The sequence below is a fragment of the Arthrobacter arabinosi genome (assembly GCF_054511115.1).
On record NZ_JBTNDF010000006.1, the window covers coordinates 78223 to 89670 of the forward strand.

7 protein-coding genes and 1 tRNA gene are annotated in these 11448 nt (G+C 70.6%); 2 read left to right on the forward strand and 6 right to left on the reverse strand.

The window, feature by feature from the left end; all coding sequences use genetic code 11:
* Positions 1 to 27: 27 nt before the first annotated feature.
* From ACX80P_RS14515 to ACX80P_RS14525, 3 genes are all read right to left on the reverse strand, one after another.
* Positions 28 to 101 (reverse strand) — tRNA-Met (locus ACX80P_RS14515).
* 46 nt (positions 102 to 147) lie between these two features.
* Entirely contained in the window at positions 148 to 3189 is a 3042-nt protein-coding gene (locus tag ACX80P_RS14520) for a UPF0182 family membrane protein (protein WP_459278817.1), read from the reverse strand.
* A 232-nt stretch (positions 3190 to 3421) separates the two neighbouring features.
* Positions 3422 to 4516, reverse strand: coding sequence for a YlbL family protein (locus ACX80P_RS14525; RefSeq protein WP_459278818.1), 1095 nt, complete (start codon positions 4514 to 4516; stop codon positions 3422 to 3424).
* A gap of 359 nt (positions 4517 to 4875) precedes the next feature.
* On the opposite strand from ACX80P_RS14525, the gene ACX80P_RS14530 reads away from it, so the two are divergent.
* Complete coding sequence (locus tag ACX80P_RS14530; RefSeq protein ID WP_459278954.1) at positions 4876 to 6294, forward strand: zinc-dependent metalloprotease; 1419 nt, start codon at positions 4876 to 4878, stop codon at positions 6292 to 6294.
* On the opposite strand, the gene ACX80P_RS14535 is transcribed toward ACX80P_RS14530, so the two are convergent.
* From ACX80P_RS14535 to nudC, 3 genes are all read right to left on the reverse strand, one after another.
* Positions 6291 to 6782, reverse strand: coding sequence for a M48 metallopeptidase family protein (locus ACX80P_RS14535; RefSeq protein WP_459278819.1), 492 nt, complete (start codon positions 6780 to 6782; stop codon positions 6291 to 6293). The genes ACX80P_RS14530 and ACX80P_RS14535 overlap by 4 nt on opposite strands.
* Positions 6783 to 6852: 70 nt before the next feature.
* Positions 6853 to 8961, reverse strand: a complete 2109-nt coding sequence (locus tag ACX80P_RS14540; protein ID WP_459278820.1) for an ATP-dependent DNA helicase UvrD2 — start codon at positions 8959 to 8961, stop codon at positions 6853 to 6855.
* Positions 8961 to 9917: an NAD(+) diphosphatase gene (nudC, locus tag ACX80P_RS14545; RefSeq protein WP_459278821.1), complete on the reverse strand. Its 957-nt coding sequence runs from the start codon at positions 9915 to 9917 to the stop codon at positions 8961 to 8963. Before nudC ends, ACX80P_RS14540 begins: the two co-directional genes overlap by 1 nt.
* A gap of 162 nt (positions 9918 to 10079) precedes the next feature.
* On the opposite strand from nudC, the gene ACX80P_RS14550 reads away from it, so the two are divergent.
* Positions 10080 to 11438, forward strand: coding sequence for a phosphotransferase (locus tag ACX80P_RS14550; RefSeq protein ID WP_459278822.1), 1359 nt, complete (start codon positions 10080 to 10082; stop codon positions 11436 to 11438).
* Positions 11439 to 11448 lie beyond the last annotated feature (10 nt).

Sequence of the window (11448 nt, forward strand, 5' to 3'; positions counted from 1 at the left end):
CAGATGGTGGACCGGACTTCTTTTCCGTTGCGGGGACAGGATTTGAACCTGTGACCTCTGGGTTATGAGCCCAGCGAGCTACCGAACTGCTCCACCCCGCGGCGTGTAACTAACGTTACCGGCCACGGGGAGGAGAAGCAAATCGGCCTACTGCCCGCCGGCCGCGGCGCCGCGCTCCTCGGCGTCGAGCGCCCGCTGGATGGCCTCCTGCAGGCGGTCCTGCGCCTCACCGTAGGCCGCGAAGTCCCCCGCCTCGAGGGCTGCGTTGCCGTCCTGGATCGCGGTGTTCGCGTCATCCAGTGCGGCCCGCAGGTCCGCGGCCGGGTCGCCGGTCGCCCCGCCCGGTGTGCCGCCCTCGGAGGGCGACGGTGTGGGACCGGGCGACGGCGCCGGCGTCCCTTCACCCTCGGCCGGAGGCGCCGCCGGGTCGGTCGGCGTCTCGCCGACATTCTCCTGGTCACCGGTGGTGGCTCCCGAGTTGCCGCCGAACACCTGGTCCAGCGCCTCGGCGAGGGTCGGCGCGAAGCCGACGGTCTCCCCGAAGCTGACCAGCACCCGCCGCAGGACCGGGAAGGACGAGCTTCCCGAGGACTGCACGTAGACGGGCTGCACGTAGGCGATGCCGCCGCCGATCGGCAGCGTCAGCAGGTTCCCGTTGATGACCTCGGAGGCACCCTGCCGCAGCAGGTTCAGCTCCTGCGACACGGTCGTGTCCGAGTTGAAGAGATTCTGGGCCTGTCCCGGACCGACCACGGAATCCTGGCCGGAGCTGTCGAGCAGGGTCAGGCGGCCGTAGTTCTCGTTCTTCTCGCCGTCCTCGCCCGTACCGGCGTCGCCGTTGGCGGCGAGGAAGCCGTACAGCACGTTCCTCGGCGTCTGGCCCACGGGCACGTAGGGGATGTACGGCGTGGTCAGGGAGAACGCCGCCTTCTCCTGGTTCGGCATCTGCAGGGTCAGGTAGAACGGGGGCTGCCGGGGCGTGGACGCCGTCGTCGCGCTGTCCGACGCCGCGCCCGGGTCCGCCGGCACGCTCCACGCCTCGCTGTTGTTGTAGAAGGCGTCCGTGTCGGTGACGTGATAGCGCGCGAGGAGCTCCCGCTGGACCTTGAACAGGTCCTCCGGGTAGCGGACATGCGCCAGGAGGTCGGCGGACATGTCGCTGTAGGGCTTGAGCGAGGACGGGTAGACGTTCTGCCACGACTTCATGATCGGGTCCTGGTCGTCCCACGCATACAGGGTCACGGAGCCGTCGTAGGCGTCGACGGTGGCTTTCACGGCGTTGCGGATGTAGTTGACGCGCTCCGCGGGCAGCGCGGTGGCGAGGCCCTCGGCCGTCTGCGAATCCTGCGTCGCCTGCTCGAGTTCCTGCTGCATCGAGTAGGGGAAGCTGGCGCTCGTGGTGTAGCCGTCGATGATCCACTTGACCCGGCCGTCGACGATCGCGGGGTAGCTGTTGCCGTCCAGCGTCAGGTAGGGGGCCACCTTGCGGACCCGGTCCACGGGCTCGCGGTCGTACAGGATCTGCGAGTCGCTGTTGACCTGGTTGGACAGCAGCAGATCGGTGGACTGGAACTTCAGGGCGTAGACGAGGCGGTTGAACGTGTTGCCGACGTTCGGTCCGCCGTCGCCGTCGAAGGTCGTGCGGGACTCGGCGTCGGAGTTCTCGTTCTGCGGCCGGTCGATCTCGGCCGGGGCCTGGCCCTCAGGGGCTCCCACGACCGAGTACTCGGGGGATTCCTCCCCGAAGTAGATGCGGGGTTCGTAGGTCGACTCGTCGCCCAGCACGCCGGTCGAGGGGATGCCGGACTGCAGGAAGGACGGGCGGCCGTCGGGCTGCACGGTCGAACCGGCCGCGGCCACGACGCCGTAGCCGTGGGTGTAGAAGACGTGCTCGTTGACCCAGCCGTCGGGCACACCGTTCGTGTCGAGTTCACGCACCGCGATCACCGTGTCCTGGACCTCGCCGTCGATCTCGTAGCGGTCCACGTTGAGGGTCTCGGGGAACTGGTAGTACTGGCGGAACTGCTGGAGCTGGCTGAAGGCGTCCGACACCAGGTTCGGGTCGAGCAGCCGGATGTTGGCGGTGGTCTCGCCGTCGTCGCCCAGGGCGCCGGCCGCCGGGATCGCTTCCGGCGAGTAGGGCTCGACCTCCACCCGGTCCAGCCCGTAGGCCTCGCGGGTGAGCGTGATGTTCCGGTCGATGTACTGCTCCTCGAGGCTGAGCTCCGAGGGACGCACCTGGAAGCGCTGCACCACCGAGGGGTACACGCCGCCCGCGAGCAGGGCGGTGATGATGAGCATCGCGGTGCCGATCAGCGGCAGGCGCCAGCGTCCGATGAACGCCGAGGCGGCGAACAGGGCGGCGACGATGATCGCGGCGACAGCGAGGATGGCCTTGGTGGGGATGACGGCGTTGACGTCCGTGTAGAGCGCGCCGGCCCACGTCCCCTGCTTGAGGAGGGTGTCGTACCGGTCGAGCCAGTAGTTGATGCCCTGCAGCACCAGGAAGAGGGCCGCGACGACGGCGATCTGCACCCGGGCCGACCTGGTCGTGAACAGGCCCTTCTCCTCGAGGCGGATGCCGCCGTAGAGGTAGTGCGTGAGGACCGTCGCGATGGCACTGATGATGACGACGCTGATCAGGAACCCCGTGAGGAAGTTCAGGAACGGCAGCGTGAACATGTAGAAGGCGTAGTCCAGGCCGAACTGGGGATCCTGCCGGTTGAAGGGCTCCTGGTTGATGAACAGCAGCACCTCCTGCCACTGCGAGGAGGCTGCGGTGCCGGCGAACGCGCCGAGGACCACGGGGATCCCGAACATCAGCAGGCGGCGGATCGGCTCCAGCTGGGCCTGGTACCTGTTCAGGTTGTCCTGGATGGCGCTGTCCGGCGCGTAGATCGGCCGGTTGCGGAAGGCGATGCGCAGGCTGAAGTACACCGCCGCCGCCATGATGACGAACGCGACGACGAAGAGGACGATGCGCGACAGGTTCTCGGTCACGAAGACTTCGAGGAACCCGAGCTGGCTGTACCAGAGGACGTCCGCGTAGACCTGGGACAGGTAGACGAAGGCGATCACGATCACCGCCACCACGATGATGGTGGGTATCAGCGGACTTCGACGTCTGCCGATCGTTCCACGTGCTGGGCTCGGCCTACTGCCGAACGGACGGTCTGGTCCGGATGTCACATCCACCTCATCGTTAGCTGCTGCGGGTCACGCCGACCGGTCTTCCGCGTCGCTCCCCCGACCCGGGCAAGGGAAGGAGAGAGCGCGCAGTCACGCCCTTCGTGAGTTCATTCTGCACTGTCCACGCTTGGCCGGACCAATTAGGTTCCCGCCCCTGCCCCGGGCGGGAACGATCGTCACCGAACCGTGTTGTGTGCACCGGCGGTCGGGGACCCCGACGTGGCGTCGAGGGTCAGCAGGCAGGCAGTCCGGACGCATCACCGCCGGCGCCCAGGATCTCGACGGCGTCGGCTGCGTCGTCGAGCGTCCTGACGCTGACGACCGTCAGGCCGTCCGGGATGTTGCCGACCACCTCGTCGCAGTTCGCGGCAGGCGCGAGGAAGAAGTCCGCACCACCGGAGCGTGCTCCGACGAGCTTCTGGGCGATACCGCCGATGGGCCCCACGGCGCCGCTGGAATCGATCGTGCCGGTGCCGGCGAAGTGTCTTCCGCCGGTGAGGTCCCCCTCCGTCAGGGTGTCGATGATCCCGAGGGCGAACATGCTGCCGGCCGAGGGGCCGCCCACGTTGTCGAGCTGGATGGTCACGTCGAAGGGGAAGTCGAACGTGGAGGCGAGCAGGATGCCCAACTGGAACTCCCCGTCCGCCGATTCCTTCGGCGTGACCGTGACCTCGGTCTCGGCCCCGTCCCGGACGATCCGCAGGGTCGCGGCAGCACCCCCTGCGTCGGCCAGCACGCCGCGGAGGGTCTCGATGTTCTCGATCGTCCGCCCGTCGATGGAACGCAGGATGTCCCCCTCCTGCAGGATGCCCGTCGACGCGGAACCGTCCGCCAGGCCCGCGACGGACAGCTCCTCCGTGTAGGCGATCCCCTCATGGGAGAGCGCGGCGGCGATCGCCGACTCCTGGGACGACGTCATCGCGACGGCGTTCTGCTTCCGGATGTCGGAGGACGTGGTGCCCTCGGGGTAGACGAGCTGCTCCGGCAGGACGTTCTGGTGCGGATCCACCCAGGCCCGGAAGGTGTCGAGGATGTTGACCCGGCCGTTGGGACCGCCGCTGACGAAGACGGTGGTGAGGTCGAGCTCGCCCTCCGGGGTGAAGCTCTGCCGGCCGTCCACCTGGATGAGCGGCTGGCCATCGACCTCCCCGATGGTGTTGAAGGTCGGGCCGGGCGCTTCGATGATGTAGGGCGACGGCAGCAGCACTGCGGCCGCACACAGGACGACGGCGAGCCCCCCGGAGACGGCCATGGCACGGAATCGCGGGTCCCGGGGCCGGGTGGGCTCCTCGGGGCTGTACGTCTCGAAGTGGACAGGCTGCGTCACTGTGCTTCTCTCTGTAGGTGCGTGCCGTGCGACGGCGCGGTCAGCGCCTCCCGGCTTACCCAGAGTAGACGCTCCGGCCGACGCCGGACCCGGAGGATGCCGGGCATGCGGGGGCCCTCGCGTTCCCGGCGGCACGGACCGCCGTCGGGTCCCGTGCAGGCTTTGCCCTCAGCGAACGGCCGACGGCACGAGGGACAGCGGCAAGCCCGGGCCGGTAGCGTGTCTTCAACAGCCGGCGGGAGCGGGACCACCCTCCTGCCCGGACCCCGAGCGACTCCCCAGGACCGGTGGTATCAGTGACCAACCCATCCAACCCCTCGAACGGCGACGACGACACGCCCCAGGACCCGCTGTCGGAGATGCTGGCGAAGATGTTCGGCGGCGGAGCCGGCGGTTTCGATCCCCAGGAGATCGCGAAGGCGGCCGGGCTCCCCTCCGATCCTGCGACGATGGCCATGATGATGCAGCAGGTCCAGGCGATGTTCTCCGCACCGAGCGAAGGGCCCGTGAACTGGCAGATGGCCCATGAGCAGGCACGGCGGGTGGCGGCCTCGGACAACGACCCCTCGGTCACCTCCCTCCAGCGCCGTAGCGTCGACGAGGCCCTGAAGGTCGCCGAGCTGTGGCTCGACCCCGTGACCGAGTTCCCGAGCACCGGACAGCTGGGCCGCGCGTGGTCGCGCGCCGAATGGGTCGAGGCGACCATGCCCACCTGGCGGCGGCTCACGGAGCCCGTGGCGACGAGCATCGCGAAGGCCCTCTCCGACGCCATCAGCGACCAGCTCCCCGACGAGATGAAGTCGATGATGGGCATGATGGGCGGTCCCGCCTCGATGCTGCAGAACGTCGGCGGTGCGATGTTCGGGATGCAGCTGGGGCAGGCCGTCGGGGGTCTCTCGAAGGACGTGGTCGGCTCGACGGACATCGGTGTCCCCCTCGCCGACGGCCGGATGGCCCTCCTCCCCGCGAACGTCGCCGCGTTCGGCGCGGGGCTCGACATCCCAGAGCAGGAGGTGCTGCTGTTCCTCGCGGTGCGCGAGGCGGCGCACGTCCGGCTCTTCACGCACATCCCCTGGCTCACCGGCCACCTCCTCGGCAGCATCGAGCGGTACGCCCGCGGCATCCACATCGACATGGGCAAGATCGAGGAAGCCGCCCGCGATATCGATCCGACGAACCCGGAGAGCCTGCAGGGCGCCCTGTCCCAGGGTGTGTTCATGCCCGAGCGGACACCCGAGCAGGACGCCGCCCTCGTGCGGCTCGAGACCACCCTCGCCCTCGTGGAGGGCTGGGTGGACGAGATGACCGCCGCCGCGGCTGCGAACCTGCCGTCCGCGGGGGCCCTTCGCGAGATGCTCCGGCGGCGTCGGGCGACCGGTGGCCCGGCCGAGCACGCCTTCGCCTCGCTGGTCGGACTCGAACTGAGGCCGCGCAGGCTGCGCGACGCCGCAGCCCTGTGGTCCCACCTCACCGAGGAGCGCGGCATCGAGGGACGTGACGCCCTCTGGCAGCACCCCGACCTCCTGCCCACCGCGGAGGACCTCGACGACCCTGCCGGCTTCACGGAGCGCCGCAGGCTGATCGAGTCCTCCGACGCCGATGTCGATGCCGCCCTCCAGCGGCTCCTCTCCGGGGGCTTCGAGGACGACGGCGACGGGGCGGCCGGGTCCGACGGGGGTGCGCCCGACGGCGGGTCGGGCGACGGGTCCGACGGCGGACCGGAATCCGACGGCGGACCGGAGTCCGACGGCGGGTCGCCGGGCGATCCCCGCTCCTAGAGCTCCTCGGGTGCTCCCATGAGGTTGCGGTGCGCGGCGAACGCGGCGCCGTCGAGGAAGGCCTTGGCGGTCTCGGTCCTGGGGTAGGCGGTCAGCAGTTCCCAGAACCGTGCGTTGTGGGAGGGCTCGATCAGGTGCGCCATCTCGTGCAGGATCACGTAGTCGACGACCCACTCCGGCATGCCCCCCAGCCTGTGGGAGAGGCGGATGGAGCGGTGGGCGGGGGTGGCGGAGGCCCAGCGCGAGTTCTGGTTGGTGACCCACCCGATCGTGATCGGCACTCCCCTGCCACCGAGGTACCGCTCCGCCAGTTCCTCGGCCCGTCGCAGCAGCGCCCGGGCGGCGTCGTCGTCGTCGACCGCGGGCCGCGCGAGGTACTTCGCGGACATCCGCTCCACCATGCGCTCCACCCACTGGCGCTCCTGACCGGGTGAGAAGTGCCCCGGGATCGAGACGCGGAGCACTCCGTCGCGGATGTCGGCGCTCACCGTCCGTTTCCGCCGCGCCGACCGCCGGACCTCGACCGGAAGCCGCGCTGCAGGGGACGGCCCGCCCGCCTCAGGCGTGGTCACTGATGATGTCCAGGACGGCTTCGCCGTACCGTTCGAGCTTGGCGGAGCCGATGCCGGCGAGGTCCCCGAGTTCCTCCAGCGTCTGCGGTCGTGCCTCGGCGATGGCCACGAGGGTCGCATCCGTGAACACCACGAACGCGGGCACGTCCTTCTCCCTGGCCTCGGTGAGCCGCCATGCGCGCAGCGCCTCGAAGGTCTCCTCCTGGTAGGTGGCCGGGCAGTCGCTGCACCGACCCATCTTGCGCTCGGCGCCGGTGAGGAGGGGCCGTTTGCACACCCGGCAGACGGCGGGGGCCGACGCCTTGCGGCCTGTCCTCGCCCGCGGCTGGCGGAACGACGCCTGGCCGGCCGTGGCGGGCCGGAGGGGGTCGAGGAAGCGCGAGGGCTTCCGGGTGGCGCGCCCTCCGGGGGACCGCGACGTGGACCAGGACAGGGCCAGGTGGATGCGGGCGCGCGTGATCCCCACGTACAGCAGCCGCCGCTCCTCGTCGATCCCCTCCTGGGTGTCCGCGAAGGAGATCGGCATGAGCCCCTCACTCAGGCCCACGAGGAAGACCGCATCCCATTCGAGGCCCTTCGCGGAGTGCAGGGACGCCAGCGTGACGCCCTGCACCGTGGGGGCGTGCTGGGACGCGGCCCGCTCCTCGAGCTCGGCGACGAACGCCTGAAGGGTGAAGGCCTCGGGGCCGCGGACCCGGTTGAGTTCGTCGGCCAGGCCGACGAGGGCGGCGAGCGATTCCCACTTCTCACGGACGGCGCCCGAGTTCTGCGGGGCGACCGACGTGTAGCCGAGGGACGCGAGGACGTCGCGCACCTGCTGCGGGACGTCCTCGTCGCCCTGGGTGCGCGCCGCGGCCCGGAGCTGCAGCAGCGCGTCACGGACCTCGCGCCGCTGGAAGAACCGCTCGCCGCCCCGCAGCTGGTAGCCGATGCCGGCGCTGGCGAGCGCCTGCTCGTAGGCCTCAGACTGTCCGTTGGTGCGGTAGAGGATGGCGATCTCACTCGCCTTGACCCCCTGGTCCAGCAGGACGCCGATGCGCCGCGCGCATTCCGCGGCCTCGGCGTCGTCGTCGGTGCATTCCGTGAAGATTGGTTCGGGGCCGGCAGGGCGCTGCGCGACGAGTTCGAGCGGAGCCGACCAGGTCGTGTCCCCTGATCGCCGGTCCACCTCGGTGCCGCGCGCGGCGAGCAGCGTATTGGCGGCACGCACCACCTGGGGTGTGGAGCGGTAGTCGCGCACCAGCCTGACCACCTGTGCGCCCTCGTAGCGCGTGGTGAAGTCGAGGAGGTGCCGTGAGGTGGCTCCGGTGAAGGAGTAGATGGTCTGGCTGGCGTCACCCACGACGCACAGGTCGCGACGCTCGCCCAGCCAGAGATCGAGGAGCCGCTGCTGGAGCGGGGAGACGTCCTGGTACTCGTCGACCACGAACTGCCGGTACTGGGCCCGCACCGTCGCCGCGACCTTCTCGTCCTCCTCGAGGATGGCGACCGTGGTCAGCAGGACGTCCTCGAAGTCGATGAGGTTGCGGTCGATCTTCAGGTCCTCGTAGGCCGAGAAGATCCGGGACACCGTGATGAGGTCCATGCCCGCTGGTTCCGCCCGGCCTGCGGCCGCCGCCGCGTAGGCGTCCGGTGTGAGCATCGAGACCTTGGCCCACTCGATCTCCGCGGCCACGTCGCGGATCGCGGCGCGGTCGGTCGACAGGCGCAGGCGGCGGGCGGACTCCGCGATGAGTTGGGCCTTGTGGTCCACGAGGGCGGGCAGCGGGCCGCCGACAGCCTGCGGCCAGAAGTACTGCAGCTGCCGCAGGGCTGCTGCGTGGAAGGTCCGGGCCTGGACCCCGCCGGCCCCGAGATCGCGGAGCCGCGTGCGCATCTCTGCCGCAGCCCGCGCGGTGAAGGTCACGGCCAGGACCTGCTGCGGCTTGTACACCCCGGTGTGGACGCCGTACGCGATCCGATGGGTGATGGCGCGCGTCTTGCCGGTACCGGCTCCGGCGAGCACGCACAGCGGCCCGGACAGGGTGCTCGCGACCGTCCGCTGTTCGTCGTCGAGCCCCTCGAGGATGCTGTCCTCGAGCAGTAGTCCTGACATCAGGGACGCGCCTCCGACGGCTCCTCGTCCAGCGGCCCGCCGTACCAGCGCTCGATCATGGCCCGGGCGATGGAGACCCCGCCCGCGACGACGATCTTCTCGTCGCGCACCTCCGCGAAGAGCTGCTCCCGCGTGAACCACCGCACGGACCGCATCTCCTCGCGGTCGGGTACGGCATCGGTGTTCGCGGCCCGCGCAGTGAAGCCGAGCATCAGGGACGCCGGGAACGGCCAGGGCTGCGAGCCCAGGTACTCCGGCGACCGGACCTCGATCCCGGACTCCTCCCCCACCTCGCGGACGACGGCGGCCTCGAGGGATTCGCCGGGTTCGACGAAGCCGGCGAACGTCGAGTAGCGGTCCTCGGGCCACGCCACGGCCGAGCCGAGGAGGATCCTGTCGTCGTCGTCGATGACGGAGACGATGACGGCGGGGTCGGTGCGCGGGTAGTGCTCGGACCCGTCCCGCGGGCACACGCGCACCCACCCGGCGTGGCTCGGGACCGTACCGGCGCCGCAGCGCGGGCAGTGGGTGTGGACCGCGTGCCAGTTGGCGATCGCCGCTCCCGCCACGAAGAACCCGGTGTCGCGGGCGTCGAGCGACGCCGCGATCTCGCGGAGGCCGAACCACTGGTCGAGGGGTGCGACGGCGGCATCCGCCTCCTCGAGGACGGCGAGGACGACGCGCCGCCCTGCGTCGGCGAAGCCCTCGTCGACGCGGCCGAGGTAGACGACCAGGTCGGGGCGCGCCAGGTCTGCGGGAGCGAGGAGGCGGAGGGCGCCTCCGTGGACCGGGGCCTTCCCTCGGGCGATCGGCAGCACCCGTGTCTCCCCGGACCCCCAGAGGTCGTCGAGGAAGTGCTCGGCGGTCCTGGCATCGCCGTCCCGGTCGGATGCGGCACGCGAGAGCGGCAGCGATCCGAGGGGAGGGAGCACGAGGGTCCGGAGGGGATCGGTCATGGTTCTACGGTACGGTCTCGCACTCCCAAAACCCATTCACCGGAAGCCGGGTGGAGGACTGGTGGGGAGCCCTACACGAGGGGTGCATCCGACGACTCGCCGGGTTGCTGCGAGCGGCGGGAGCAGGAACGCCCTACGGTTGATCTTGTGAAACGGACACCCATGGAACTTGCAGCCATCGCCAGCGCCGCAGTACCTGGCCTCGCTCCGACCGGCGTCGCCGGTGCCCCCGACGACGCCGCGGATTTCGACTCCGCCCTGCTCGTCGACGATGCGGGGAAGCAGTGGAGGGTGCGGTCGCCCCGGCATGCGGAAGCCAGCATGCGCCTCGAGACCGAGTTGCAGGCCCTGCGAGCCTTCACCCCCGCCGTCAAGGCCGAGCTCCCGTTCCTCATCCCCCACATGGCCGGCAGCGTCCGTCAGGGGGAGCTCAGCACGTTCGTGTACTCCCATCTGGCCGGCACCACCCGCCCGCTCGATGCGCTCACCGCCGGCGGGCACACCATGGCGCAGGAACTCGGCCGCGTCATCGCCGCGATCCACGCACTGCCCGAGGAGATGGTGCAGCGGGCGGACCTGCCGACCTACGAGGCCGACGAGTACCGTCAGCGCAAACTGAACGAACTGGACCAGGCCGCGACCACCGGGAAGATCCCCTCCGTCCTGCTGCGCCGCTGGGAACACGCCCTCGAGGATGTCTCCCTCTGGCGGTTCAGCCCCACCGTGGTCCACGGAGACCTCCATGAGGACCACCTGCTGATCTCCGCCGGGCGGGTCTCGGCCGTCACCGGCTGGACCGATCTGTGCGTCGGCGACCCCGCCGAGGACTTCGCCTGGCTCGCCGCCGCCGAGGACACCGCCTTCGTCGACGCCGTGTACGCCGCCTACGCGGCCGCCACGACCGCCGTCGACCCCCATCTGTCGCGCCGGGCCGCGCTGGCGGCGGAGTTCGCCCTCGCCCAGTGGCTCGTCCGGGGGGTGGCCCTCGACGACGCCGTCATGATCGACGAGGCCGAGGACATGCTCGCCACGCTCGAAGCCGACGTGGAGGCGATCGAACGCGAGCAGCAGGAGGCGGCGGAGCGCGCCCGGCACGAGCACGAGCAGCGCCTCGAATGGGGCGACGAACTGGGCACGGACGACCACCCCGTCACACCGGGCCACGGGCACGCGTCCGACGAGGCGCCCCGGGACGCACCCGGCGATCCGGACGGCACCGGCGACGGTACGCACACCGCTGCCCACGACGGCGCAGCGGGTCCTGCTCGCACCGGCAGCCATCTCTACGATCCGAAGGCCACGGCGAACCGGGTGCACCACCGCCCGGCCCAGGCCGACGACGACGACCGGCACCACGCGCCCTCCGGGTCCTCGCTCGCGCACGCGCGCCTCACGGCGGGTCGCCAGCGGCCGGTGACGACGTCGTCGAAGGTCACGGTACTCGGGGGGCCCGAACCGGGTGCAGTCTCCGCCGACGACGTCGCCACGTCCGCCCTGCCGATCGTCCCGTCGGGCCGCTGACCCGCCCCGC

Excerpts from the sequence above, each read along its gene's own strand:
- ACX80P_RS14530 (WP_459278954.1), top strand. The coding sequence starts at position 4,876 with ATGCTGGCGAAGATGTTCGGCGGCGGAGCCGGCGGTTTCGATCCCCAG.
- ACX80P_RS14540 (WP_459278820.1), bottom strand. The coding sequence starts at position 8,961 with ATGTCAGGACTACTGCTCGAGGACAGCATCCTCGAGGGGCTCGACGAC.
- nudC (WP_459278821.1), bottom strand. The coding sequence starts at position 9,917 with ATGACCGATCCCCTCCGGACCCTCGTGCTCCCTCCCCTCGGATCGCTG.
- ACX80P_RS14550 (WP_459278822.1), top strand. The coding sequence starts at position 10,080 with ATGGAACTTGCAGCCATCGCCAGCGCCGCAGTACCTGGCCTCGCTCCG.